Annotated in this window: 25 protein-coding genes and 1 riboswitch; of the genes, 15 read left to right on the forward strand and 10 right to left on the reverse strand. The window is 73.1% G+C overall.

Annotated features, from left to right (window positions below):
- Positions 1-29: 29 nt before the first annotated feature.
- From AB0A94_RS14250 to AB0A94_RS14260, 3 genes are all read left to right on the forward strand, one after another.
- The gene (locus AB0A94_RS14250; protein WP_361743825.1) at positions 30-1,268 is read left to right on the forward strand and encodes a DUF5931 domain-containing protein; all 1,239 of its coding nucleotides are present in this window, start codon (positions 30-32) and stop codon (positions 1,266-1,268) included.
- A complete protein-coding gene (locus AB0A94_RS14255; protein WP_361743828.1) occupies positions 1,265-1,984 on the forward strand; it encodes a response regulator transcription factor in 720 nt (239 codons plus the stop codon). Before AB0A94_RS14250 ends, AB0A94_RS14255 begins: the two co-directional genes overlap by 4 nt.
- 101 nt (positions 1,985-2,085) lie before the next feature.
- Positions 2,086-3,081 (forward strand): 2-hydroxyacid dehydrogenase, encoded by a 996-nt coding sequence (locus AB0A94_RS14260; protein WP_361744271.1) that lies wholly within the window; start codon positions 2,086-2,088, stop codon positions 3,079-3,081.
- Here AB0A94_RS14260 and AB0A94_RS14265 read toward each other — a convergent pair.
- Positions 3,033-4,994 (reverse strand): anthranilate synthase family protein, encoded by a 1,962-nt coding sequence (locus AB0A94_RS14265; protein WP_361743831.1) that lies wholly within the window; start codon positions 4,992-4,994, stop codon positions 3,033-3,035. The two genes, AB0A94_RS14260 and AB0A94_RS14265, sit on opposite strands and share 49 nt — an antisense overlap.
- A gap of 104 nt (positions 4,995-5,098) precedes the next feature.
- Positions 5,099-5,155 (reverse strand): trp operon leader peptide, encoded by a 57-nt coding sequence (locus tag AB0A94_RS14270; RefSeq protein WP_107062014.1) that lies wholly within the window; start codon positions 5,153-5,155, stop codon positions 5,099-5,101.
- A 96-nt stretch (positions 5,156-5,251) separates the two neighbouring features.
- Between AB0A94_RS14270 and AB0A94_RS14275 the strand changes: the two genes are divergently transcribed.
- Positions 5,252-6,604 carry a class II 3-deoxy-7-phosphoheptulonate synthase gene (locus tag AB0A94_RS14275; RefSeq protein WP_361743834.1) on the forward strand — a complete coding sequence of 451 codons (1,353 nt, stop codon included), beginning with the start codon at positions 5,252-5,254 and terminating at the stop codon, positions 6,602-6,604.
- 144 nt (positions 6,605-6,748) lie between these two features.
- Complete coding sequence (locus AB0A94_RS14280; protein ID WP_361743837.1) at positions 6,749-6,985, forward strand: (2Fe-2S)-binding protein; 237 nt, start codon at positions 6,749-6,751, stop codon at positions 6,983-6,985.
- A 20-nt stretch (positions 6,986-7,005) separates the two neighbouring features.
- On the opposite strand, the gene bfr is transcribed toward AB0A94_RS14280, so the two are convergent.
- On the reverse strand, positions 7,006-7,524 hold the full coding sequence (gene bfr / locus AB0A94_RS14285) for a bacterioferritin (RefSeq protein ID WP_361743840.1): 519 nt from the start codon (positions 7,522-7,524) through the stop codon (positions 7,006-7,008).
- 183 nt (positions 7,525-7,707) lie between these two features.
- Here bfr and AB0A94_RS14290 point away from each other — a divergent pair, with 183 nt between their 5' ends.
- Positions 7,708-8,355, forward strand: coding sequence for a sulfite oxidase-like oxidoreductase (locus tag AB0A94_RS14290; RefSeq protein WP_361743843.1), 648 nt, complete (start codon positions 7,708-7,710; stop codon positions 8,353-8,355).
- Positions 8,356-8,369: 14 nt separating this feature from the next.
- Here AB0A94_RS14290 and AB0A94_RS14295 read toward each other — a convergent pair whose 3' ends face one another.
- The 5 genes from AB0A94_RS14295 to thiO form a co-directional block, all read right to left on the reverse strand.
- A complete protein-coding gene (locus AB0A94_RS14295; RefSeq protein ID WP_361743846.1) occupies positions 8,370-9,248 on the reverse strand; it encodes a deoxyribonuclease IV in 879 nt (292 codons plus the stop codon).
- 34 nt (positions 9,249-9,282) lie between these two features.
- Positions 9,283-11,208 carry a Stk1 family PASTA domain-containing Ser/Thr kinase gene (gene pknB, locus AB0A94_RS14300; protein ID WP_361743849.1) on the reverse strand — a complete coding sequence of 642 codons (1,926 nt, stop codon included), beginning with the start codon at positions 11,206-11,208 and terminating at the stop codon, positions 9,283-9,285.
- A 223-nt stretch (positions 11,209-11,431) separates the two neighbouring features.
- Positions 11,432-12,226, reverse strand: coding sequence for a thiazole synthase (locus AB0A94_RS14305; RefSeq protein ID WP_361743852.1), 795 nt, complete (start codon positions 12,224-12,226; stop codon positions 11,432-11,434).
- A gap of 2 nt (positions 12,227-12,228) precedes the next feature.
- The gene (gene thiS, locus AB0A94_RS14310; RefSeq protein ID WP_361743854.1) at positions 12,229-12,429 is read right to left on the reverse strand and encodes a sulfur carrier protein ThiS; all 201 of its coding nucleotides are present in this window, start codon (positions 12,427-12,429) and stop codon (positions 12,229-12,231) included.
- The gene (gene thiO, locus AB0A94_RS14315; protein WP_361743857.1) at positions 12,426-13,592 is read right to left on the reverse strand and encodes a glycine oxidase ThiO; all 1,167 of its coding nucleotides are present in this window, start codon (positions 13,590-13,592) and stop codon (positions 12,426-12,428) included. Before thiO ends, thiS begins: the two co-directional genes overlap by 4 nt.
- Positions 13,590-13,701, reverse strand: a riboswitch (TPP riboswitch). (Overlaps the previous gene by 3 nt.)
- A 42-nt stretch (positions 13,702-13,743) precedes the next feature.
- Here thiO and AB0A94_RS14320 point away from each other — a divergent pair.
- The 6 genes from AB0A94_RS14320 (at position 13,744) to AB0A94_RS14345 (ending at position 18,805) form a co-directional block, all read left to right on the forward strand.
- The gene (locus AB0A94_RS14320) at positions 13,744-14,082 is read left to right on the forward strand and encodes a hypothetical protein (protein WP_361743860.1); all 339 of its coding nucleotides are present in this window, start codon (positions 13,744-13,746) and stop codon (positions 14,080-14,082) included.
- Between the two features lie 32 nt (positions 14,083-14,114).
- Complete coding sequence (locus tag AB0A94_RS14325) at positions 14,115-15,356, forward strand: FAD-dependent oxidoreductase (RefSeq protein WP_361743863.1); 1,242 nt, start codon at positions 14,115-14,117, stop codon at positions 15,354-15,356.
- 76 nt (positions 15,357-15,432) lie between these two features.
- Positions 15,433-15,798: an Rv2175c family DNA-binding protein gene (locus AB0A94_RS14330; protein WP_217136597.1), complete on the forward strand. Its 366-nt coding sequence runs from the start codon at positions 15,433-15,435 to the stop codon at positions 15,796-15,798.
- Between the two features lie 309 nt (positions 15,799-16,107).
- Positions 16,108-16,773 carry a thiamine phosphate synthase gene (thiE, locus tag AB0A94_RS14335; protein WP_361743866.1) on the forward strand — a complete coding sequence of 222 codons (666 nt, stop codon included), beginning with the start codon at positions 16,108-16,110 and terminating at the stop codon, positions 16,771-16,773.
- A gap of 107 nt (positions 16,774-16,880) precedes the next feature.
- The gene (metF, locus tag AB0A94_RS14340; protein ID WP_361743869.1) at positions 16,881-17,804 is read left to right on the forward strand and encodes a methylenetetrahydrofolate reductase [NAD(P)H]; all 924 of its coding nucleotides are present in this window, start codon (positions 16,881-16,883) and stop codon (positions 17,802-17,804) included.
- Positions 17,805-17,860: 56 nt separating this feature from the next.
- On the forward strand, positions 17,861-18,805 hold the full coding sequence (locus tag AB0A94_RS14345; RefSeq protein ID WP_361743872.1) for a hypothetical protein: 945 nt from the start codon (positions 17,861-17,863) through the stop codon (positions 18,803-18,805).
- A gap of 6 nt (positions 18,806-18,811) precedes the next feature.
- Here the strand turns inward: AB0A94_RS14345 and AB0A94_RS14350 are convergent, their stop codons facing one another.
- On the reverse strand, positions 18,812-20,308 hold the full coding sequence (locus AB0A94_RS14350) for an NAD(P)/FAD-dependent oxidoreductase (protein ID WP_361743875.1): 1,497 nt from the start codon (positions 20,306-20,308) through the stop codon (positions 18,812-18,814).
- A 406-nt stretch (positions 20,309-20,714) separates the two neighbouring features.
- Positions 20,715-21,344 (reverse strand): TetR/AcrR family transcriptional regulator, encoded by a 630-nt coding sequence (locus AB0A94_RS14355; RefSeq protein WP_361743878.1) that lies wholly within the window; start codon positions 21,342-21,344, stop codon positions 20,715-20,717.
- A 544-nt stretch (positions 21,345-21,888) separates the two neighbouring features.
- Here AB0A94_RS14355 and AB0A94_RS14360 point away from each other — a divergent pair.
- From AB0A94_RS14360 to AB0A94_RS14370, 3 genes are all read left to right on the forward strand, one after another.
- Entirely contained in the window at positions 21,889-22,407 is a 519-nt protein-coding gene (locus AB0A94_RS14360; RefSeq protein WP_361743881.1) for an SAV_6107 family HEPN domain-containing protein, read from the forward strand.
- A gap of 222 nt (positions 22,408-22,629) precedes the next feature.
- Positions 22,630-23,400 (forward strand): methyltransferase, encoded by a 771-nt coding sequence (locus tag AB0A94_RS14365; protein ID WP_361743883.1) that lies wholly within the window; start codon positions 22,630-22,632, stop codon positions 23,398-23,400.
- Between the two features lie 288 nt (positions 23,401-23,688).
- Complete coding sequence (locus AB0A94_RS14370; RefSeq protein ID WP_361743885.1) at positions 23,689-24,090, forward strand: DUF3040 domain-containing protein; 402 nt, start codon at positions 23,689-23,691, stop codon at positions 24,088-24,090.
- Positions 24,091-24,184 lie beyond the last annotated feature (94 nt).

The following is a 24,184-nucleotide window of genomic DNA, read 5'->3' on the forward strand; positions in this document are numbered from 1 at the left end:
GGACGCGGGGCTCGGGGGGAGTGGGGGACATGGCCAGGCGCGAGAAAGTCATGCGCATGTCGGTGGAGCAGCCGCTGTGGCGCGCCCTCACCGGCTACCGCGTCCTCACGCTCGTGTACGCGATCGGCCTGTTCGCCACCGCCTACGAGGAGTTCCCCCGCCCCTGGCTCGCCGTCGGCTACTTCACCGTCCTCGCGGTGTGGACCCTGGCCACCCTGCCCAGGACCGCGAGTGAGGCCGCCTGCACCAAGCGCTTCCTCACCGCCGACCTGACCATCGCGGTCGTCGGCATCCTGCTCACGCCCCTCGCCGACGCACCCGAGCGCGTCCACGGGGGCGGCCCGACGCTGCCGTCCATCTGGACCGCCGGATCGGTGCTCGCGTTCGCCGTCAAGGGCGGCTGGCGCTGGGCGGCCCTCGCCTCCACCCTCGTCGCCGCCGCCAACCTCGTCGAACGCGGCAGCCCGGCCCGCGACACCGTCCACAACGTGATCCTCGTGTGGGTCGCCTCCATCGCCATCGGCTACGTCGTCGAGGTCGCCCGCGCCTCCGAGCGCACCCTCGCCCGCGCGCTGGAGATCGAGGCCGCGACCAGGGAGCGGGAGCGCCTGGCGCGGGACATCCACGACAGCGTGCTCCAGGTGCTGGCCATGGTGCAGCGCCGGGGTGCGGTGATCGGCGGCGAGGCCGCCGAACTGGGCCGGCTGGCCGGGGAACAGGAGGTCGCGCTGCGCACCCTGGTCTCCGGCGGGCTCGTCCCCGTCTCCCGGGCCTCGGAGGACGCCGCCGAGGGCGCCGTCGTACGGGCCGTGGACGAGGACGACACCGGGGACGGCGAGCCGGTCGACCTGCGCACCCTGCTCGCCCCCTACGCCGGATCCCTGGTCAGCCTCGCCGAGCCCGGAGCGCCGGTCCGGCTGGCGCCGGCCGCCGCGCGGGAGGTGGCCGCCGCCGTGGGGGCCGCCCTGGACAACGTCCGCAGGCACGCGGGGGAGCGGGCGCGCGCCTGGATCCTGGTCGAGGACGAACCGGACGAGGTGATCGTCACCGTGCGCGACGACGGACCCGGCATCCCCGAGGGCCGGCTCGCCCAGGCCGAGGGCGAGGGCCGGCTCGGCGTGGCCCTGTCCATCCGGGGCCGGCTGCGCGACCTCGGCGGCAGCGCGGAGCTGATCTCGGTGCCGGGGCAGGGCACGGAGGTCGAACTGAAGGTGCCCAAGGACGTGCGGGAAACGAAGGACCCACGGGGGAAGGCGGAACGGCGATGACGGACAGCACCGGAGACAGCAGGGACCACGGGGACAGCAGGGACCACGAGGACCCGATCAAGGTCATGGTGGTCGACGACCACCCCATGTGGCGCGACGCCGTCGCCCGCGACCTGTCCGAGTCCGGCTTCGAGGTCGTCGCCACCGCCGGCGACGGAGAGCAGGCGGTGCGCCGCGCCAAGGCCGCCGTACCCGGTGTCCTCGTCCTCGACCTGAACCTGCCCGGCAAGCCCGGCGTCCAGGTCTGCAAGGAGGTCGTCGCCGCGAACCCCGCCGTCCGCGTGCTCGTGCTCTCGGCGAGCGGCGAGCACGCGGACGTCCTGGAGGCGGTGAAGTCCGGCGCCACCGGCTATCTGCTGAAGTCCGCCTCCACCGAGGAACTGCGGGACGCGGTGCGCCGTACGGCCGTCGGCGACCCGGTGTTCACCCCCGGCCTGGCCGGGCTGGTCCTCGGCGAGTACCGCCGCCTCGCCTCCGAACCGGCGGGGCCCGCCCCCGCCGACGGCGAACCGGGCGCACCCCGGCTGACCGACCGCGAGACCGAGGTGCTGCGCCTGGTCGCCAAGGGCCTCAGCTACAAGCAGATCGCCGAACGGCTCGTCATCTCCCACCGCACCGTGCAGAACCACGTGCAGAACACCCTGGGCAAGCTCCAGTTGCACAACCGCGTCGAACTCGTCCGCTACGCCATAGAGCGCGGCCTCGACGACGAGTAGACCGGCCCCACCGCTGCCCCGTCCGGCCCGAGCGCGCCCTTCCTCACCCCCGTATATTCGCGGGTACGGAAATGAACCCGGTACGAACCCCGGAGGGAACCGTGGAGATCCTGGCGTTCGGTGTGCAGACCGACGAGAAGCCGCTGATCGAGCGGGCCTTCGCGGGCCACCACGAGGTGCGCGGCCTCGACGTCTTCCTCAACGCGGACACCGTCCCCATCGCCGCGGGCCACGAGATCATCTCCACCAGCGTCAACTGCGACCTCGGCGCCGAGGTGCTCTCCGGCCTCGCGGCCGGCGGCACCCGGATGGTCGCCCAGCGCTCCACCGGCTTCAACAACATCGACCTGGAGGTCGCCGAACGGCTCGGCCTGACGGTCGCCCGGGTGTCGTCCTACTCGCCGTACTCGGTCGCCGAGTTCGCCTGGACCCTCGCCATGGCCGTCAACCGCCGGATCGTCCGCGCCTCCACCCGCACCCGCGACTTCGACTTCCGGCTCGACGGACTGATGGGCCGCGACCTGCACGGCCGCACCGCGGGCGTCCTCGGCACCGGCAGGATCGGCGAGGCGTTCGCCCGGATCGCCCACGGCTTCGGCATGCGGCTGCTCGGCTGGGACGTCACCGAGAACCCCGCCTGCCTGGACCTCGGCATGACCTACCTCCCCAAGGAGCAGCTCCTCGCCGAGTCCGACCTGGTCACCCTGCACGTCCCGCTGCTGCCCGCGACCCAGCACCTCATCGACGCCGACGCCCTGAAGACGATGCGGGACGACGCGATCCTGGTGAACTCCAGCCGGGGCGGCCTCATCGACACCGCGGCCCTCGTCACCGAACTGCGCGCCGGCCGCTTCACGGGCGTCGGCCTGGACGTGTACGAGGCGGAGGCGGGACTGTTCTTCCTCGACAAGTCCCTGGAGGCCGTCGACGACGACACCCTGGCCCGCCTCGTCACGTTCCCGAACGTCCTGGTCACCTCGCACCAGGCGTACTACACCGCGGACGCCGTCGGGCAGATCGTCGGGACCACGGTGGACAACGTCCTCGACTACAGCGCCGGCCGCCGCTCCGAGAACGTCCTGGTGCCCCGCGGCTGACCCACCAGCTCCCGGACGATCGCCGCGCCGTTCAGGGTCAGCACCGACTCGGGGTGGAACTGCACCCCGGCGAAGCCCTCCCCGCGCAGCGCGTGCACCTCGCCGTTGGCCGCGCGGCTCACCTCGACGCCGTGCGCGGCCAGCTCCCGCGCGGTGTCCTCGTCGCAGTGCGCCACGAAGCTGTTGTAGAAGCCGACCGTCTCCGGCCGCCCGAACAGGTCGATCTCCGTCTGCGCCCCCTGGTACGGCACCTCCTTGCGTACGATCTCCAGGCCCAGCTCGGCCGCGATCAGCTCGTGGCCGAGGCAGACCCCGAGGACGCCGTGCCGCTTCAGGGGGGTCCCCCCGCGCGAGCGAAGCCGAGCGTGGGGGAGGACGACGTCGGCGGTCAGCGCGCGCAGGAACCGCATCTTCGGGTCGGCCGTGTCGGACGGGTCGCCCGGTCCGGGGCCCAGCACCAGCGGCCCCCCGTGCCCGAGCACCGCCTCCCGCAGCCCCGGCTCGTCGTAGCGCCGGACGGTCACTTCCAGCCCGGCGGCGCGCAGCACGTGGGCGAGCATCGCGGTGAAGGTGTCCTCCCCGTCGACGACCAGGGCGTGACCGGTCAGCGCGTCCGACCGCTCCTGCATCCGCAGCCAGAACGGCGCCAGCGAGGCCCGCCGCCCGTCCAGCGCCGCCCGCACCCGGGGGTCGTCGGCCAGCTTCGGCCGCACGGACTCCTCGCGCGGCCGCCCGGGACGCACCCCCAGCGCGGCCAGCACCCCGGCCGCCTTGGCGTGGGTCTCCGCGACCTCGCCCGCCGGGTTGGAGCCGCGCACCAGCGTGGCCCCGACCGGCACCCGCAGCCGCCCGGCCGCGTCGATGTCGGCGGTGCGGATGAGGATGGGGGAGTCCAGGGTCTGGGCGCCGCCCTCGTCACGGCCGATGAGGGCGAGGGCGCCCGCGTAGTAGCGCCGCCCGCCCACCTCGTGCCGCTCGATCACCCGGCAGGCGTTCTGCACCGGCGACCCGGTGACGGTCGCCGCGAACATGGTCTCCTTCAGCACCTCGCGCACGTCCAGCGAGGACCGGCCGCGCAGCTCGTACTCGGTGTGCGCGAGGTGCGCCATCTCCTTCAGCCGGGGCCCGACCACGACCCCGCCCATGTCGCCGACGGTGCACATCATCTTGAGCTCCTCGTCGACGACCATCGACAGCTCCTCGATCTCCTTGCCGTCGGCGAGGAACTCCAGCAGGTGCTCCGGGGTCGGGCCCTGGGCCGGATAGCGGTAGGTGCCGCTGATCGGATTCATCACGACCGTCCCGCCCGACGCCCGGACGTGCACCTCGGGGCTGGCCCCGACCAGCGTGCGCCCACCCGTCTCCCGCCCCCGCCCTGGCCCTTCGGGCCCCTTCTCGTTTCCCGTGTGGACGACGAACGTCCAGTACGCGCCCCGCTCGCCCTCGAGCAGCCGCCGGAACAGCGCCAGCGCGTCGGCCCGTCCGAACCCGGGGATCTCCCCCTCGTACGTCCGCCGGATCACGAAGTTGGCGCCCTCGCCCCGCCCGATCTCCTCGTCCAGGACGCGCCCGACGATCCGCGCGTACTCCTCGTCGCCGACGTCGAAGCCGCCGCCCGCCACCCGGACGTCGTGCGCGGGGAGCCGGTCGAGGGCCTCGGCGAGCGGGATCTCGTACCGCTCCTCGGGCGTCAGCACCAGCAGCGGGGTGCCGTCGTCGCGGACGTCGAAGCCGCGCTCGCGGATCTGCCGGAAGGGGACGACCGCCAGGCACTCGTCGGGCAGGTCGGCCAGGCGGTCACGGGTGCCGACCGGTCCGACCAGCAGCTCGACCACGTCGTGGTCGTGGCCCGGCGTGCGGCGGCGCAGCAGGGCGAAGGGGCGGTCGTCGTGCGGGAGCTGTGCCAGGTCCATGGGGGGTCCCTCGTCTCGTCGCTGTCATGAGCGTGAGGAACGACCCCGGGAAACACCGAAGGCCGCCCCTCGGGCGGCCTTCGCGAAGTCTTGCGTACGCGCAGTCAGTGGGCCGCCGGAGAAGCGGGCCACCACCAGTTCTGGGTCGAGTGCGCGAACATGCGACGCACCCTACCCCATGTCCACGGAACGTATTACGTGTCTCACTTTCTGGGCACGGCCCGGAGGGCGTGAGAGCACCCCGTAATGTTGAGGGCGTGACCGTGAACGCTAAGTCCAGCGCGAGCGCTGGCAACACCTGGCGAGACCTTCCCGCGGCGCAGCAGCCCGAGTACCCCGATGCCGAGGCTCTGCGCGATGTGATCGCGGACCTCGAGTCGTATCCGCCGCTCGTCTTCGCGGGTGAGTGCGACCAGCTGCGCGCCCGGATGGCGTCCGTCGCCAAGGGAGAGGCGTTCCTCCTCCAGGGCGGCGACTGCGCCGAGGCCTTCGACGCCGTGTCCGCCGACCACATCCGAAACAAGCTGAAGACGCTGCTCCAGATGGGCGCCGTCCTCACGTACGCCGCCTCCGTGCCGGTCGTGAAGGTCGGGCGGATCGCCGGCCAGTACTCCAAGCCGCGCTCCAAGCCGACCGAGACCCGCGACGGCGTGACGCTGCCGACCTACCGGGGCGACTCCGTCAACGGGTTCGACTTCACCGAAGAGGCCCGGATCCCGGACCCCGAGCGGCTGAAGCGCATGTACCACGCGTCGGCGTCCACGCTGAACCTGGTGCGCGCCTTCACCACCGGCGGCTACGCCGACCTGCGCCAGGTGCACGCCTGGAACCAGGACTTCGTGAAGTCGTCCCCGTCCGGCCAGCGCTACGAGCAGCTCGCCCGGGAGATCGACAACGCGCTGAACTTCATGCGGGCCTGCGGCACCGACCCGGAGGAGTTCAAGACCGTCGAGTTCTTCTCCTCGCACGAGGCGCTGCTGCTCGACTACGAGTCCGCCCTCACCCGGGTCGACTCGCGCACCGGGCAGCTGTACGACGTCTCCGGGCACATGGTGTGGATCGGTGAGCGCACCCGGCAGCTGGACCACGCGCACATCGAGTTCGCCTCGCGGATCCGCAACCCGATCGGCATCAAGCTCGGCCCGAGCACCACGGCCGAGGAGGCGCTGCAGTACATCGAGCGCCTCGACCCCGAGCGCGAGCCCGGCCGGCTGACCTTCATCGTCCGGATGGGCGCGGACAAGATCCGCGACAAGCTCCCGGAGCTGGTCGAGAAGGTCACCGCGTCCGGCGCCACCGTGGCCTGGGTGACCGACCCGATGCACGGCAACACCTTCGAGGCGGCCTCGGGTCACAAGACCCGCCGCTTCGACGACGTGCTCGACGAGGTGAAGGGCTTCTTCGAGGTCCACAAGGGGCTCGGCACCCACCCGGGCGGTATCCACGTGGAGCTCACCGGCGACGACGTCACCGAGTGCGTGGGCGGCGGCGACGAGATCTTCGTCGACGATCTGCACCAGCGCTACGAGACGGCCTGCGACCCGCGGCTCAACCGCAGCCAGTCGCTGGACCTGGCGTTCCTCGTCGCGGAGATGTACCGCGACCAGTAGCCGGTGACACCGGTCGAGGGGTGGGGCGCGCATCACATGAGATCGCGTCCCACCCCTCTTCTGTGCGTTTCGGGTGGCGGGTAAGGTTAGGTTAGCCTCACCGATCAGGGGTCGGAGCGGCTCGACCCAGTACCTTCCCGGGAGGTGAACCGCGTGTTCGTCTGCAGTTGCTTCGGTGTGACCGAGGAACAGGTGAGGAGGCACGCGGACGCCGGAGCGTGCACGCCCCGGCAGATCGCCTCCGCCTGCAAGGCCGGCACCGACTGCGGCGGCTGCGTACGGCGCATCCAGGCACTGCTCGGCCGCGGCTCCTGCCCGCGCCGGCAGCTCATCGACCAGGGCGAGCAGCCGCTGGCGGCGAAGGTCCCGGAAGCCGCCTAGTCCCGTCCTCCGGTCCCGCCCTAGTGCGTGGAGAAGCCGCTCGTTCCCGGGCCTGAGGCGTCGGGCTGGGACTGTTCGATGACGGTCGACAGGTACAGCGACTCGCCCAGCTTCTCGATCAGGTCCAGCTGGGTGTCCAGATAGTCGATGTGGTGCTCCTCGTCGGCCAGGATCGCCTCGAAGACGTTGGCCGACGTGATGTCGCCCTTGTTGCGCATGACCTCCACCCCGCGGCGCAGCCGGTCGATCGCCTCGAGCTCGATCTCCCGGTCCGCCTGGAACATCTCGGTCACGGTCTGCCCGACCCGGACGTGGAACAGCCGCTGGTAGTTCGGCAGTCCGTCGAGCAGCAGGATGCGGTCGGTGAGCACCTCGGCGTGACGCATCTCGTCGAAGGACTCGGCGCGCGTGTACTCGGCGAGTTTCGTCCAGCCCTTGTGGTCCTGCAGCTTCGAGTGCAGGAAGTACTGGTTGATCGCCGTGAGCTCGGCGGTCAGCTGCTCGTTGAGGAATTCGATGACCTCGGGGTCGCCCTGCATCGCATGGGCTCCTTCCGCGCGGGGAACTGGCAGGTTGGAGCGCATGATTGCACCGGCGGAGAAGATCGTCCAGTAAGTATTGACTTAGTAAGTAAGTCCATGCTTAGCCAGCTTTGTACCTATTTGACCGAATCTGTCGGGCCCGGTTCGGGGGCATCGCCACCGGTCTGTCAGGATGGGGACATGGGTCAGCCGGCGGAACGCGAATCGAGGGAGCGCGCATCGGGAGGGGCGGCGCGGTCCGAGCTCCCGCCGGGGCAGCGGCTGCAGAAGGGCTGGCCGGTCACGCACTACGGGCCGGTCCCCAAGTTCCGGCCCGAACGCTGGGAGTTCCGGGTCTTCGGCGCCACCGCCGACGGTGAGAAGCACTCCTGGAACCACGAGGAGTTCACGGCCCTGCCGTACACCACCGTCGAGGCCGACCTGCACTGCGTCACCAAGTTCAGCATGGTCGGCGCCGAGTGGGGCGGGATCCCGGCGCGCACCGTCGTGGACATCGCCCCGCCCGCGCCGGACGTCACCCATGTGATGGTCTGGGCGGAGTACGGGTTCAGCTCCAACCTCCGGCTGGCCGACTTCACCTCCGAGCGCACCCTCTTCGCCACCCACAAGGACGGCGAGCTGCTCACCGCCGAGCACGGCTTCCCGCTGCGGCTGATCGTCCCCCATCTGTACGCCTGGAAGGGCCCCAAATGGGTCCGCGGTGTGGAGTACATGACCGCCGACCGCCGGGGCTTCTGGGAGGAGCGCGGCTACCACAACGTCGGCGACCCCTGGCGGGAGCAGCGCTACTCCTACCAGGAGGAGCCCGGGGACGGCCCCGAGATCTGACCCGGGGGAGTCCCTCAGGCGTCCCGGAGCTTCTTCAGCCGCTCCACGTCCGCGGCGTGCCCCTCCTTGCCGCCGGGCGTCTCGATGACCAGCGGTACGCCCTCGGTCGCCGGGTGCGTCATCAGCGCCCGGAAGGGGTCCTCGCCGATGTGTCCGGCGCCGATGTTCGCGTGCCGGTCCTTGTGGGCGCCGACCACGTCCAGGGAGTCGTTGGCGTGGATCAGCTTCAGCCGCCCCTCACCGACCGTGTCCACCAGCAGATCCAGCGTCCGGTGCATCCCGCTCGGCCCGGTCAGGTCGTGGCCGGCCGCGAAGATGTGGCAGGTGTCCAGGCAGACGCCCAGCTTCGGGTGGGCGTCCAGCGCCTCGAAGTACGGTCCGAAGTCCCAGGTCCGTGAGCACAGCGAGGCGCCCTGGCCGGCCGTCGACTCCAGCAGCAGGAACGGGTCGTCGTCATGGGTGAGCTCGTCGAGCAGCGGCAGCATGTGCTCCCGCACCTGCTTCAGCGCCACCGGACGCTCCCGCCCGCCGGTCGCGCTGCCCGTGTGCACCACCACGCCCAGCGCGCCGATCTCCCGGCCGCGCCGCAGCGAGTGCCGCAGCGACTCCACGGACCGCTCGACGGTCGCCTCGGTGTGGGACCCGAAGTTGATCAGATACGGGGCGTGCACGTACGCCGGGATCGAGCCGTCCGCACAGGCCGCGCGGAACGCCTCGTCCTGCTTCGGATTGCCGGCCGGGGTGGCCCAGCCGCGCGGATTGGCGACGAAGACCTGCACGGTCTCGGCGTCCAGCTCACGGGCGTAGGACAGGCCGACGGAGTGCAGTCCGCCGGCCACGGGCACATGGCCGCCGACCGGGTTGCGGGCGGGGCCGGACAGGTGACTCTTCACCCGTCAAGGGTGCCACGCGCACCGGCCCCGTCCGTCAGCGGATCTCGATGGTGATCGTCGACCCCTTGGGCGCGGTGTCCCCGCCGTCCACGGACTGGCCCTTGACGGTGTCGCCGAAGAATCCGAGCAGCCCGCGGTCCTCGTCCACGCCGAACCCGGCGTCCTCCAGCTTCTCCTTGGCCTCGTCCACGCTGTCGCCGATCACGTCCGGCACCTCGATCATCTCGGGGCCCTTGGACAGCGTCAGCGTCACGGTGTCGCCCTCGGCGGCCTGCCGGCCCGCGCCCGGGGTCTGCCGGGCCACCTGTCCGGCGTCGTGCTCGGAGTTGACCCGCTCGGCGGCGACCTTCACCTCGAGGCCGGCCTCCTCCAGCTCCGCGCGGGCGTCCTCCGCGTCGTCGCCGGTCACGTCCGGCACGTCCACCGGGCTGCCCTTGCTCACGGTCAGCGCCACCGCCGAGCCCGCGCGGACCTCGGTGCCCTTGCCCGGCTCCGTGGAGACCACCGAGCCCCGGGCCACGGTCCCGCTGAACGCCCGGGTCACCATGCCCGGCTCCAGACCGTCGTCCTTCAGCAGGTCCCGCGCCTTGTCCAGCGGGTAGCCGTCGAGGTCGGGCACCCGCACGGTCTGCGGACCCTTGGAGAGGGTCAGCGACACCGAGTCGTTGCCGCGGATGCGGGCGCCCGCCTTCGGGTCGGTGCTGATCACCGTGCCCCGCTCCACGGTGTCGCTGTACGCCTCCGTCACCTGGCCGGCCTCCAGCCCGGTGTCCGACAGCCGGTCCCTGGCCTCCTGCTCGGTCTTCCCCAGCAGCGGCGGGACCTTGGTGAACTGGCCGGAGTTGATGTACCAGATTCCCGTGCCGACCCCGAGGACCAGCAGCACGGCCACGACGATCGCCATCGGACCGCGCCGCAGCGCCGTCCGGCGCCGCGGCGGCAGCGGCGGCGGGGAGGAGAACCGGCTGGTGCGGTGCACGGGGTCCGCGGGCTCGTCCTCGTTGACGGGCAGCGGGCGGGGCACCGTCAGGGAGCGCGGGATGACGCTCGTACGGTCCTCCGCGTTGTCGTGCTCCGACGCCAGCGCCTGCGGCGGCACCGTGTCGAGCTGCTCGGCGGTGAGCCGGCCGCGCCCCGCGCGGACCTGCGCGAGCAGCGCCACCGCGTCGCACGGGCGGACCTCGGGGTTGCGGGCGGTCGCCGACGCGACCAGCTCGTCCAGCTCGTACGCCATGCCGGGCACGGCGGCCGACGGGGCCGGCACGTCGTCGTGCAGGTGCTTGTAGAGCACGATCGCGGGGGAGTCGCCGTCGTGCGGCCTCTCGCCGGTCAGCATCTCGTAGAGCAGGATGCCGCAGGCGTAGACGTCCACGCGGGGGTCGGCGACACCGTTCTCGATCTGCTCCGGGGCCAGGTACGAGACCGTGCCCAGCACGGTGCCCGTGGTGTTCGTCACCGAGTCCACGGCCCGGACCAGCCCGAAGTCGGCGACCTTGACCCGGCCGTCGTCCCCGATCAGCACGTTCTCGGGCTTCATGTCGCGGTGCACGAACCCGGCCCGGTGCGCGGCGCCGAGCGCGGCCAGCACCGGCTCCAGGATGTCCAGCGCGGCGCGCGGCTGGAGCGCCCCGCGCTCGCGCAGCACGTCGCGCAGGGTGCAGCCGGCGACGTACTCCATCGCCAGGTAGACGTACGCCCCGTCGGTGCCCTGGTCGAAGACCTGCACCACGTTGGGGTGGGCCAGCCGGGCGACCGACTTCGCCTCGCGGATGAACCGCTCGACGAACGAGCCGTCGGCCGCGAGGGAGGGGTGCATCACCTTGAGCGCGAGGATGCGGTCCAGACGGGTGTCCACGGCCCGGTAGACCGTGGCCATCCCGCCGACCGCGATCCGCGCCTCGACGCGGTACCGGCCGTCGAGCACCTGCCCGACCAGAGGGTCCTGAAGGGTCGTGTCCACGCAGCGAGTCTACGAGGCCCCACCGACACCCCCGCCCCGTTCAACCGCTGTTGGAGCGGACCTGTGACCTGTGTTACCTGGCTGCGGCCGGTCGTGCTCTGCCGGGGGTGAGTTTCGCTCGCCGCGCTTACCGGGTGCCGCTGCGCCCACCCTCCCCCACTCTCGGCTCCGCTCGAGCGGGGGACCCCCATCGCCCCAGCGGCACGACTGTCCGCAGCGGCGCCTAGAAAGCAGGCCGCTCCGGATCCAGCACGGCCAAGCCCTCCGCGGGAGACGACGCCTCGGCGTACCACCGCCGGGGAATCCGCCCCGCCAGTCGGGCCAACCGCCCCGCCTCCACCGCCCCCCGCATCGCGGAAGCCATCAGCACCGGCTCCTGCGCCCGGGTGACGGCGGACGCCAGCATCACCCCCGCACACCCCAGCTCCATCGCCAGCGCCACGTCCGACGCGGTCCCCGCCCCCGCGTCCAGGATCACCGGCACCCCCGCCCGCTCCACGATCAACTCGAAGTTGTGCGGGTTGCGGATCCCCAGCCCCGACCCGATCGGCGACCCCAGCGGCATGACCGCCGCGCACCCCACGTCCTCCAGCTTCCGCGCCAGCACCGGATCGTCGTTCGTGTACGGCAGCACCGTGAACCCGTCGTCGACCAGCGTCTCCGCCGCGTCCAGCAGCTCGACCGGGTCCGGCAGCAGGGTCCGCTCGTCGGCGATGACCTCCAGCTTGACCAGGTCCGTGCCGAGCGCCTCCCGCGCGAGACGCGCGGTGAGCACCGCCTCCCCGGCGGTGAAGCACCCCGCAGTGTTCGGCAGCACCCGGATGCCCAGCCTCTCCAACACCGACAGCACGGACCCGTGCACCGAGGGGTCCACGCGCCGCATCGCGACGGTCGTCAGCTCCGTCCCGGACGCCACCAGCGCCCGCTCCAGCACGTCGAGGCTCGGCGCCCCGCCGGTGCCCATGATCAGGCGGGACGTGAGGGACGTACCGCCGAGGAGGAGCGGATCGTCGGCCATGGTCAACCTCCCTGGACGGCGGTCAGGACTTCCACGCGGTCACCCTCACGGAGGGGCGTGGCGGGCCACTGCGCGCGCGGGACGACGGTTTCGTTGAGGGCGGCGGCCACCCCCGAGGGCGCCGCGGTGAGTGACTTCACGACGAGGTCGAGAGCGGTGCCGGGCGGGAACTCCCGGCGCTCCCCGTTGACCGAGACGTTCATGCGGGCTGCTCCGTGCGGACGGCGGCGCCGAAGCGCCGTGGGGTGAACGGACGGGCCACCTCCGGCAGGGCGCCGGTGGTCAGGACCTCCGCCATGACATCGCCGGTGACCGGCGTCAGCAGGACGCCGTTGCGGTAGTGGCCGGTGGCCAGCAGCAGCCCCTCGAGACCGGTCGGGCCGAGCAGCGGCGCGTTGTCGGGGGAGCCGGGACGCAGTCCGGCCCGGGTCTCGGTCAGCGGCAGCTCGGTGATGCCGGGGACCAGCTCGTGGGCGTCGCGCAGCAGCTCGTACACGCCGCCCGCGGTCACCGTCGTGTCCCAGCCCATCTCCTCGCTGGTCGCCCCGACCACCAGCTCGCCGTTCCCGCGCGGCACCAGGTAGACGTGGCTGCCGCGCACCACGGCCCGCACGGTCCGGCTCAGGAAGGGACCGTGCCGCGCGGGCATCGTCAGCCGTACGACCTGCCCCTTCACGGGGCGCACCGGCGGCAGCACGTCCGTGGGGACGCCCGCGAGCCGCCCGCTGAGGCTGCCCGCGGCGAGCACCACCTGCCCGGCGCCGAGGCCGGTGCCGTCGGCCGTGACCACGCCCGTCGCGCGGTCTCCCGCGACGACGAGCCGCTCGGCCCAGGCACGGTGGACGGTCACGCCCATGCGCTCACAGGCGGTGACCAGCGCGGCCGCCAGCCGCCGCGGATCGATCTGGTGGTCGCCGTCCACCCGCAGGCCGCCGCGCACGCCCGGCGCGAGCATCGGCTCCAGGCGCCGGCATTCCCGCCCGGACAGCCACTGCGAGTCCAGCCCGGAGCGCTGCTGCAGGGCGTGCAGTTCCCGCAGGTGGGCGCGGTCGTCGGCGTCCAGTGCCACGGCGAGCGTGCCGCACGCGCGGTAGCCGAGGTCGTGGCCGGTCAGCTCGGTCAGCTCGGCCGCGAAGCCGGGATAGCGCCGCGCGGAGGCGAGGTTCAGACCGAGCAGGGTCTCCTCGCCGTAGTGCAGTTCCGTGACGGCGGCCAGCATCCCGGCGGCCACCTCGGCGGCGCCGCCGCCCGGCTCGGGGTCCACCACGGTCGTGGCGAGACCGCGCTGCGCGGCCCGCCAGGCCGTGACCAGACCGATGATTCCGCCCCCGACGACGAGGACGTCTGAGGTGCGCGTGGGCGACATGGGCGTCCAGCCCCTCCCTTCGCCGGCATGACCCGGATCAGGTTCGTACGGTCGGAGGCCGCCAGCCTCCCTCTCAGCCCGGTGCGTCCGGGCTCCCGCGAGTGCTTGTACGTTGGCCACCCTAGCAACGCGCTTGTAAGGGAGCCCCCGCGTGGCACCATCGCTCGACGGACTCGTCCTCGCCCCCGTGGCCGACCAGGCCCCCGGCCAGGTCGGCACCCGCACCCGCTTCGTCTACCACGAGCGGGGCGGTGAGATCTGGGCCGAGTACGCGGGCGGCGACGTCGTGCGCGGGCACTTGGTGGGCACCCGCGCGGGGGACCGGCTGGACTTCCGGTACGTGCAGCTGAAGCGGGACGGCACCACCTCCTCGGGGCACTGCGTGTCGACGGTCGTGGAGCTGCCCGACGGACGGGTACGGCTGGAGGAGAGCTGGGCGTGGGAGTCGCAGCCGGGCAGCGGGACGAGCGTGGTGGAGCAGCTCGGCTGATCGATGCCGTGCCGGGTGTCTAAGGTGATCGGGTGAGCGAGCAGACGCAGCAGCCGGGAGGGCCGGAGCCGCGGCGGGTGGTGGTGGCGGGCGCGGGCATGGCCGGCGTGCAGACCGCCCTCGCCCTGCGGGAGCAGGGTTTCACCGGCACCGTGACCCTGATCGGTGCGGAACCCCACCAGCCGTACGACCGGCCGCCGTTGTCCAAGGCGGTGCTGCTGGGCAAGGCCGAGGACTCCGCCTTCGACGTCGACTTCGAGGACGCCGGCATCGAACTGCGGCTCGGCTGCGAGGTGCTCGGCCTGCGCCCCGGCGACCACGAGCTGGACACGGAGGCCGGGCCCGTCCCGTACGACGTCCTGGTGGTCGCCACCGGCGCGGAACCGGTCCGGCTGCCGGGCACGGAGGGCGTGCCCGGCGTGCATCTGCTGCGCACCCTGGACGACGCCGCGCGGCTGCGGCCGGTGCTCGCGCGGCAGCACGACATCGTGGTGGTCGGCGCCGGCTGGATCGGCGCGGAGTTCGCCACGGCGGCCCGCGAGGCGGGCTGCGCGGTCACCGTCGTGGAGGCCGAGGAGCGGCCGCTCACCGGGGTGCTGCCCGCCGGGGTGGCCGCCCCGATGGCCGCCTGGTACGCGGAGGCCGGCGTCACGCTGCGCACGCACGCGCGCGTGGAGCGCGTCGAGCCCGGCACCGTGGTCCTGGACGACGGTACGCGGCTGCCCGCGGGCGCCGTGGTCGTCGGCATCGGGGCCCGGCCCGCCACCGCCTGGCTGGCGGGCTCCGGGATCGAGTTCGGGGCGCACGGGGAGGTCGCCGCCGACCGTCATCTGGCGACCTCCCTGCCGGACGTGTACGCGGTCGGCGACTGCGCGTCCTTCCCGTCCGGGCGCTACGGCGAGCGCCTGCTGGTCCACCACTGGGACAACGCCCTCCAGGGGCCGCGCACGGTCGCCGTGAACGTCCTGGGCGCGCCCACCGGCCGGGAGCCGGCGGTCTACGATCCGGTGCCGTACTTCTGGTCCGAGCAGTTCGGGCGTTTCGTGCAGTACGCGGGGCACCACGCGGGCGCCGACCGGATGGTGTGGCGCGGGGACCCCGCCGAGGCGGCGTGGAGCGTCTGCTGGCTGCGGGAGTCCCGCCTGGTCGCGCTGCTCGCGGTGGGACGGCCCCGGGACCTGGCGCAGGGGCGCAGGCTGATCGAGGCGGGCACGGCGATGGACGCGGAGCTGCTGGCGGACCCGGCGCGGCCCCTGAAGTCGGCGACGGCGTGACACCCCGGCCCGGCGCGTCCGCCCAGGTGGGCGGGGCTGACTTCCGACTGTCAGTGGCAGATGGCAGGCTTGTCCCGTGACCGAGATTGACGCAAAGATCGATGCTCTCGTCCCCGCCTGGCTCACTCTCCCCGACATCGCCGAGATGTTCGGCGTCGAGGTGACGCGCGTCCGGCAGCTGGTCAAGGAGGGCCAGCTCATCGCCGTGCGCCGGGGTGAGAACCGCGCGCTGCACGTGCCCGCCGCCTTCATCGACGGGGACAAGATCGTCAAGGGCCTGACCGGAACCCTGACGCTCCTGCGGGACGACGGCTTCACGGTCGAAGAGATGCTGGAATGGCTCTTCACCCCCGACCCCACCCTGCCGGGCACGCCCGCGCAGGCGCTCAGCGAGAACCGCGGCACGGAGGTGAAGCGCCGGGCCCAGGCGCTCGCGGTCTGACCGCACCCGACCGACCGGACAGAGCGAACGACGACGGCCGGGGCATCAGCCCCGGCCGTGGGGGCGGTCCACGCCGGCGCCACGGCCGGGGCGGCTCCCGGACCGGGCTTCGCGCACCGGTCGAGGACGTCTCGCGGTGTGCGGGGGGCGTGCAGGCAGCCGTGAGGGGTGTCTCGCGGTCGCCGGTGCGGCGGCATAGGGTCCGTTGCGGTGTGTGCCGCCCCGGTCCGTGACCGTCGCGAGCGCCCGCCGCCGACACACCGGGCCCACCGGGTCCGTACGCCGCCGCCACTCCGGGGGGACCCTCCTATGACCGACACCGCTCGCGCCCGGCTCGCCGACGCCCGGCTCTACCTGTGCACCGACGCCCGCAGGCGGCAGGGCGATCTCGCGGAGTTCCTGGACGCGGTCCTGGCCGGCGGGGTCGACATCGTGCAGCTGCGGGACAAGGGCATGGAGGCCGGTGAGGAGCTGGAGCACCTGGCGGTCCTCGCCGACGCCTGCGCCCGGCACGGCAAGCTGCTCGCGGTCAACGACCGCGCGGACGTCGCCCACGCCGCCGGCGCCGACGTCCTCCACCTCGGCCAGGGCGACCTGCCCGTCCCCGCCGCCCGCGCGATCCTCGGCGACGGCGTCCTGGTCGGCCGCTCCACCCACGCCGAGGCCGAGGCCGCCGCGGCGGCCGTCCAGCCCGGCGTGGACTACTTCTGCACCGGGCCCTGCTGGCCCACCCCCACCAAGCCCGGCCGCCACGCCCCCGGTCTCGGTCTGGTCCGGTACACCGCCGCCCTGGGCACCGAGCGCCCCTGGTTCGCCATCGGCGGCATCGACCTCGGCAACCTCGACGAGGTGCTGGACGCCGGTGCCCGCCGGGTCGTCGTCGTGCGAGCCGTCACCGAGGCGGACGACCCGGGCGCGGCGGCGGCCGGGTTCGCGAAGCGGCTGCGGCAGGCGGCACCCGTGGACGCCGGATGACCCCCGCGTGTCTCAGGTTTGTCCAAGGGATGGACAACAAGTCGGCATTCCAGACAAATGTCCCGCATCCGGTTGGGGGACCGCCGACCCCTGGCTAACCTGCCGGTATGGCCCTCGGAACAGCATCCACCAGGACTGATCGCGCACGCACCGTGCGCGACATGCTCGCCTCCGGCAAGACGACGTTCTCGTTCGAGTTCTCGGCGCCGAAGACCCCCAAGGGTGAGCGGAACCTGTGGAGCGCGCTGCGCAGGGTCGAGGCGGTCGCCCCGGACTTCGTCTCCGTGACCTACGGCGCGGGCGGCTCCACGCGCGCGGGCACGGTCAAGGAGACCCAGCAGATCGTCGCCGACACCACCCTCACCCCGGTCGCCCACCTCACCGCGGTCGACCACTCCGTCGCCGAGCTGCGCAACATCATCGGCCAGTACGCCGACGCCGGGATCCGCAACATGCTCGCCGTGCGCGGCGACCCGCCCGGCGACCCGATGGGCGACTGGGTGCCGCACCCGCAGGGGCTCACCTACGCCGCCGAACTCGTCCGGCTCATCAAGGAGTCGGGCGACTTCTGCGTCGGTGTCGCCGCCTTCCCGGAGATGCACCCGCGGTCGGCCGACTGGGACACCGACGTCGCCCGCTTCGTCGACAAGTGCCGGGCGGGCGCCGACTACGCGATCACCCAGATGTTCTTCCAGCCCGAGTCCTATCTGCGACTGCGTGACCGAGTCCACGCGGCGGGCTGCGCGACCCCGGTGATTCCCGAAGTCATGCCGGTGACCAGCGTGAAGATGCTGGAGAGGTTGCCAAAGCTCAGTAACGCCGTGTTCCCGGGGGCCCTTGAAGAGCGGATCCTCGCAGCGAAGGACGATCCGGCGGCGGTACGCTCCATCGGTATCGAGTTCGCCACGGAGTTCTGTGCCCGGCTGCTGGCCGAGGGAGTGCCCGGACTGCACTTCATCACGCTCAACAACTCCACGGCGACCCTGGAAATCTACGAGAACCTGGGCCTGCACCACCCACCGCGGGCCTAGACCGGTCGCACTCATATACGACACACTGAGTAGCGACCACTGGGAGAGGGGCGTACATGGGCTGGACGGTCCTCTACATCGCGTTCGGCATCGTCGCGTTGTGGTTGCTCGGTGAGGTGCTGCTGCAGTACAAGGCGCGCCTGCGCTGGCGGCTGCTCGCCTTCGGCGGCTTCCTCGGCGTCGTGCTCGGTGTGCTGATCCCGTCCGTGGTCGTCATCGGTCTCGGCGCCGCGGCCTTCGCGGTCGGCCAGACCTATGTGACGCTGTCGTTCCGCCGCGGCTTCGCGGCCGGCTGGGCGGTCAACGCGCCGGTGCTGGCCGCCGCCAAGGGCCGCCGCGGCGGTCGCGGACGCCAGGAGCCGACCCTGGAGGTCTCCGACCTGGAGGCGCCCGGCGCCGGTCACGGCGACGAGGACGACGGCCACCGCGACCGGTCCGGCCACCGCGCGGACGACGACTACGACCACGACGACGTGTTCACCCCCGCCGCCCGCCCCGGCCAGCCGGCGGCCGACGGGACCACCGCCGTCTACGAGCCGCAGCCCATGCCCGACGACACCGGCTCCTACGGCGTCTACGGCGACACCGGGTACACGGCCCCGTCCCAGGACCAGTACGCGGCGGCCGCCCAGGGCGCCGACCCGAACCACGCCTACGACTACTCCGGTTACGGCCAGCAGCAGGGCTACGACACCACGGGCCAGCAGCAGTACGCGGCCTACTCCGACCCGTACACCGGCAACCCGGCCTACGGGAACACCTCGTACGACACCGGCTACGCCGACCCGCAGCAGTACCCCCAGCAGGGCTACGGCCAGGACCCGTACGCCCAGCAGGGCTACGGCGGCGAGACCCCGGCCGGCGGCCTGTGGGTCCCGCAGCAGCGCAGCGCCGACGACCCGTACGGCGGTGAACTCCCGCCCGAGCAGCAGTACCCGTACCAGGGCGACGGACAGACGCACGGCAACGGCACCGGGCACGACGAGCAGTACCGCTACTGAGCGCGTTCACTGCGACCCGCGGAACTCCGGCCCCTCCACGATCAGTCCGGCCACCAGCGCCCCCGACATCCCGGCGTGCGGGAGCCCGCCGCCGGGGTGGGACCAGCCCCCGGCCGTGAACAGCCCCGCCAGCCCCGTGCTGTTGGCCGGGTGCAGCAGCCGTCCGCCCGCCGCGGCCAGCGCCGGCACCGGCACCGCGCCGCCCTCCGCGCCGGTCTCCCCGGCGACGTCGGCCGGGGTGCGCACCTCGTGCCACAGCAGCCGGTCGCGCAGGCCGGGTACGGCACGCTCGGCGACGGCGATCAGATTCCCGGCGTACGCGTCCCAGGCCCCCTCGGTCCCGGCGGGCACCACCGACGTCACCGTGACCGCCTCGTGGCCGGCGTCCGGGACCAGCGCCGGGTCGTCCGGCCGCAGCACCGTGACCGTGGGCCGCGGGGGCAGGCCCCCGGGGGCACCGGACAGCGACTCCAGTTCGGCCTCCCGGTCCTCCGTGTGCACGACCGTGCGGTGCGGGGTCCCCTCCGGGCGCCCGCCCCGCAGCGCCAGCGCCAGCGTCACCCGGCTCGCCGTCCCCCGCCGGCCCGGGACCTCGCCGTCACCGCGCACCCGTGTCCCCCCGCTCAGCCGGTCCAGCACCTCGGGAGCCACCCCGGCGACCACGAAGTCCGCCTCGGCCACCGCGCCGCCGGCGAGCTCCAGCCCCGCCGCCCGGCCGTCCTTCTCCAGGATTCCGACGGCCTCCGCACCGAAGTGGAACTCCACCCGGCGGGCCAGGCACCGCTCGTACACCGCACGTGCCAGCTCCCGCATGCCACCGCGCACGTACCACATGCCGAAGGCGTGCTCCATGTACGGCAGCACCGCCGCGCTCGCCGGGGTGGAGCGGGGATCGAGGCCGTACGCCAGCGCATGGCTCTCCAGCAGCGCGATCAGCCGGGGATCGCGCAGCTCCCACGCCCCGACCTCCGCGAGCGTGCCCGCCGTACGCGTGCGCAGGAACTTCTTGTGGGGGACCGCCGGGTACGGCTCACGCTCGGCCAGGACCTGCCAGTTGGGCCACAGCGGTTCCTCCAGCAGCGGCCGGCGCGACCGGTCCCAGGCCTCCCGGGCCCGCACCAGGAAGTCCCCCCAGCGCCTGGCCGCGTCCGCCCCGAGGCTCTCCTCCAGCGCGGAGACGACACCCGCGCGGGAGGCGCCCGCCAGCGACACGCGCGTACCGTCCGCGAACACGTGGTGCGACGACGGGTCGGCCTGGACCAGTTCGACACACGCCTCCAGCGGCTCCCTGCCGGTCTTCACGAACAGGTCCCGGTAGACCGCCGGCAGCGGGAGCAGTCCGGGCCCGGTGTCGAAGGCGAACCCGTCCCGCTCGAGACGGCGCAGCGCACCGCCGTACGTCTCCGTCCGCTCGTACACCGCCACCCGGTGGCCCGCGACGGCCAGCCGGGCGGCGGCCGCCATCGCGCCCATCCCGGCGCCGATCACCGCAATCCGTGCCATGCCAGGGACTTTATCCGCCGCCACCGGCGGTCCGTCCCGAGTACCCGCGCCCCCGTCCCGGACCCCAGCCGGCGGCACCGGGCCGTGGGGGCGCGTGCGCAGCCCTGAGTACCCGTACCTAGCCGCCGAGTTGAGTACGCGCGCGGATGGGGGCCGGCCCCCGGGAACGGGAGAGTGGAGACCACGGAGAGGGGCCCCGCCCCGGAACCGGCGACACGGGGCGCCGGAACGGTACGGGCCCGCGATCCGCTCCTTCCGCCGGAACCGTCGGTGGGGGCGAGGCACGGGGGAACCCGGGGGACGACCGCACGGGGGAACGTACGGGGGAGCAAGGGAGGCGCCGGTCCGACGGTGGCCCGCGGGGGACGCGGCCACCGTCGGGCCGGCGCCTTCGTCCGTCCGGGATTCAGCGGCGGCCGCTGACCCGCCCCTGCAACAGCCGGGACAGGGCGGAGTGCACGTCGTCCAGGGAACGCTCCGGCTGGAAGGACTTCCAGTCCAGTGCCGCCACCAGCACCATGCCGACCAGCGCCGCCGCCGTCAGCGGGACGTCGATCTCGTCGCTGAACTCGCCGTTCGCCACACCCTCGCGCAGCACGCCCTCGACCACCGCCACGGCCTGCTGCCGCACCACCGTCAGCGTGGACTGCCAGGCCCGGTTGGTGCGCCACAGTTCGGCCACGTACAGCTGGGTGAAGGCCGGGTAGCGGTCGATGAAGACGAGCCCCGCGCGGATCATCGCGTCCAGGGCGTCGACCCCGCCGCCGCCCTCCCCGGCCGTCCGTTCGGCCGCCTCCCGCAGCGAGGCGGTCAGCAGACCGACCCCGTGCCGCAGCAACTCCTCGAAGAGGACCGACTTGCTCGCGAAGTTGTAGTAGACCGTGCCCTTCGCGACCCCCGCCCGCTCGGCGATCTCGTCCACGGTGGTGGCGGAGAAGCCTTGTTCGGCGATGAGGGTGACGGCCGCCTCGTAGAGCTTCTGCCGGGTGGCCTCGCGGCGGGCACTGCCGCCCGGCGTGGTGCTGCTGCGTTCCATGGCCCTGATTCTCACAGGAGCCCCGGTGCGCCCGTTCAAACACCCCGAGCGGCCGGGGACGCCCCGCCAGTGCCAGTGCCAGTGCCAGTGCCAGTGCCGGCGCCGGCGCGAGCGACAGCCGCAGCGCCTCCACCCGCTCCGGATCCCGTACGGCGGTCCGTGTCGCCTTGAGGAAGGGCGCAGGCCAAGACCGGCGGTGGTCAGCGCGCCGTCGACGCGCTCCCTCTCCGCACGCATGCGTTCTCCGCGCGGGAGCGGGCGCGGAGCGGGCCGCCGAGCCGGGCTCCGCGTCGGCCGAGACCCCGCGGAACGCCCGTCCCCGCGGCCCCTTCGAGCCGCGGCCGCGGGCCGTGACGGCGAGTCCGAACGGACCGTCCACCAAACCCCCTGCTTATGAACTGACTGGTCAGTTCAAAAACTGGTGCGAACGGTCGAGCGAAGCAAAAGCCCAGGTCGGAACGGATTGTCAGTGCCATACCTCACGATGTGCACATACGGCACCTCTCAGGAGGGGCGCCGTCACCAAGACGACAGGAGGTTCGTCATGGCCAACTCGTCCGCAGCCGCCGCCCGCCGGCGCCGCACCACCGGCCCTGCCCCCTCACTGAACGGCCCGGCGAGCGACATCCACCCCGTGCTGCGCCGCGCCTCGGCCCCGCCCGCCGCCCTCGACCTGCTCGCCCAGGCCCGAGCCGGACTCGACGAGGCCGCCGTCCTCGAGACCCCCAACGAGCGTTACGCGACGGCCCACCTGGCCGCCCTGCGCACCGCCGCCGCCGTGCTCGCCGCCCGCGGCCGGCCCGAGACCTCGCCCCGGGCCCGGGCCAGAATACGGAGCGCCTGGGAAGTGCTCCCCGAGATCGCGCCCGAGCTCACCGAGTGGAGCGCGCTGTTCGCCTCCGGGGCCCGGCGCCGCGCCCGGGCCGAGGCCGGCATCCAGGGGGCGGCGAGCGGCCGGGACGCCGACGACCTGATACGCGACGTGGCGATGTTCCTCCGCCTGGTCGAACGGATGCTGGTCCTCCAGCCGGTCCTGCCGCATCAGGGGCACGGGGCCGTATAGAGGTGCGGCTCCGCCGCGTGGGCGTGAAAGGGGGCCGGGGCGGGACGGGAAGGGGCTGCGGGGGCGAATCACCTCGCGTGGCCCCGTGGGTCCCCGGCCGGGTGGTCGGCCACCACGGCACAGGCCATAGGGTGGACAGCGCCTGAAGCCCTGCCCGCCGGGGGAGGGAGCCCGATTGCTCCGCCGAGGAAGAGGCGGTGCCGCGCCGAGGAGTCAACTACCGTGTCGGATCCGATGCGGCCCCGTGCCGCCCTCCGTACCGCCGTGGTCTGGGAGGTCCTCCAGGACGCCCTGGAACGCCGGGTCAAGGCGACCGGACGGCAGGCGCTGGACATCCTCGACACCGGCGGCGGCAGCGGCAACTTCGCGGTGCCCCTCGCCCGGCTCGGCCACCAGGTGACCGTCGTCGACCCCAGCCCCGACGCGCTGTTCGCCCTGGAGCGCCGCGCCGCCGAGGCCGACGTCGCCGACCGGGTCCGGGGCGTCCAGGGCGACGCCCGGGGCCTCTTCGACGTGGCCGAGCGCGGCGGCTACGACGTCGTGCTGTGCCACGGCGTCCTGGAGTACGTCGACGACCCCGCCGAAGGCGTCCGCAACGCGGTGGCGGCCCTGCGCCCCGACGGCGTCCTCAGCCTGCTCGCCGCGGGCCTCGGCGGCGCCGTGCTCGCCCGCGCCCTCGCCGGTCACTTCACGGAGGCCAAGCAGGCGCTCGACGACCCGGACGGCCGGTGGGGCACCGGCGACCCCGTGCCGCGCCGCTTCACCGTCGACCGGCTCACCGCGCTCGTGGAGGGCGCGGGCCTGAGGGTCGGCGCCGTGCACGGCGTGCGGGTCTTCGCCGACCTCGTCCCCGGCGTGCTCGTCGACACCGAGCCCGGAGCCCTGGACGCGCTGCTGAAGCTGGAGGCCGCGGCGGCCGAGCTCGTCGCCTTCCACTCCGTGGCCACGCAACTTCATGTGCTCGGTGAGACGCGGGGGACCGCGGGGGCCTGAGCGGCTGCCGGGACGCGCCGCTGATCAGCGGCGCGTCCGGTGGCCCCGCCGTGCATGGAGTGCGCCACAGGCCCCCCGAATGGCGGCTTGGCGCCGTATGATCGAGGGAGACCGCCCGGCATGACGGGCCGGCCGCCGGGGAATGAGAAGCCTCAGCGGGCCGGGACGTGATGGCTGGTACCGGTTGGCCAATTGGCGCAGAGGGGCGGGTTTCACGGGGGCGATTCCCTGCCTATCCTGAAGGGACCCCCCGGGTCGCCCCGGCGACTGCACGATGAGGAGGACTCCGTGCCGCTCTCGGAGCACGAGCAGCGCATGCTCGAGCAAATGGAGCGAGCGCTGTACGCCGAAGATCCCAAGTTCGCGACAGCGCTCGAGGGAAGCGGGCTGCGTACGTACACCCGGCGACGGGTCTACCAGGCGGTCGCGGGCTTCCTCGTGGGTATTGCGCTCCTCATGGCCGGTATGGTCGCCCAGCAGGTCTGGCTCAGTGTCGTGGGGTTCCTCGTGATGCTGGGCTGCGCGGTTCTCGCGGTGACCGGCTGGCGCAAGGCGCCCAAGCCGGGAGAGCAGGCCGCCGGTGCGACGGGTACGCCGCAGGCGGGGCGCCAGGGCAGACAGCGCCGCTCGGTGATGGACCGCATCGAGGAACGCTGGCAACGCCGCCGCGACGAGCAGGGCGGCCACTAGGCCGGTTGAAAACTTGCCGAAGGGGGCGACCACCACAAGGTGGTCGCCCCCTTCGGCTTGACGTCGACCGCGGGCGCCCGTGCCGCAGGGCGGC

Source organism: Streptomyces sp. NPDC044984, from assembly GCF_040646935.1.
Classification (GTDB): domain Bacteria; phylum Actinomycetota; class Actinomycetes; order Streptomycetales; family Streptomycetaceae; genus Streptomyces.

What these genes read in the sequence shown, in the direction of transcription:
- AB0A94_RS14345 (WP_361743872.1), top strand. Translation starts at nt 17,861, where the DNA reads ATGGGCTGGACGGTCCTCTACATCGCGTTCGGCATCGTCGCGTTGTGG.
- AB0A94_RS14360 (WP_361743881.1), top strand. Translation starts at nt 21,889, where the DNA reads ATGGCCAACTCGTCCGCAGCCGCCGCCCGCCGGCGCCGCACCACCGGC.
- metF (WP_361743869.1), top strand. Translation starts at nt 16,881, where the DNA reads ATGGCCCTCGGAACAGCATCCACCAGGACTGATCGCGCACGCACCGTG.
- AB0A94_RS14250 (WP_361743825.1), top strand. Translation starts at nt 30, where the DNA reads ATGGCCAGGCGCGAGAAAGTCATGCGCATGTCGGTGGAGCAGCCGCTG.
- thiO (WP_361743857.1), bottom strand. Translation starts at nt 13,592, where the DNA reads ATGTCGCCCACGCGCACCTCAGACGTCCTCGTCGTCGGGGGCGGAATC.
- thiS (WP_361743854.1), bottom strand. Translation starts at nt 12,429, where the DNA reads ATGAACGTCTCGGTCAACGGGGAGCGCCGGGAGTTCCCGCCCGGCACC.
- thiE (WP_361743866.1), top strand. Translation starts at nt 16,108, where the DNA reads ATGACCGACACCGCTCGCGCCCGGCTCGCCGACGCCCGGCTCTACCTG.
- AB0A94_RS14265 (WP_361743831.1), bottom strand. Translation starts at nt 4,994, where the DNA reads ATGGACCTGGCACAGCTCCCGCACGACGACCGCCCCTTCGCCCTGCTG.
- AB0A94_RS14350 (WP_361743875.1), bottom strand. Translation starts at nt 20,308, where the DNA reads ATGGCACGGATTGCGGTGATCGGCGCCGGGATGGGCGCGATGGCGGCC.
- AB0A94_RS14290 (WP_361743843.1), top strand. Translation starts at nt 7,708, where the DNA reads ATGGGTCAGCCGGCGGAACGCGAATCGAGGGAGCGCGCATCGGGAGGG.
- AB0A94_RS14255 (WP_361743828.1), top strand. Translation starts at nt 1,265, where the DNA reads ATGACGGACAGCACCGGAGACAGCAGGGACCACGGGGACAGCAGGGAC.
- AB0A94_RS14305 (WP_361743852.1), bottom strand. Translation starts at nt 12,226, where the DNA reads ATGGCCGACGATCCGCTCCTCCTCGGCGGTACGTCCCTCACGTCCCGC.
- bfr (WP_361743840.1), bottom strand. Translation starts at nt 7,524, where the DNA reads ATGCAGGGCGACCCCGAGGTCATCGAATTCCTCAACGAGCAGCTGACC.
- AB0A94_RS14355 (WP_361743878.1), bottom strand. Translation starts at nt 21,344, where the DNA reads ATGGAACGCAGCAGCACCACGCCGGGCGGCAGTGCCCGCCGCGAGGCC.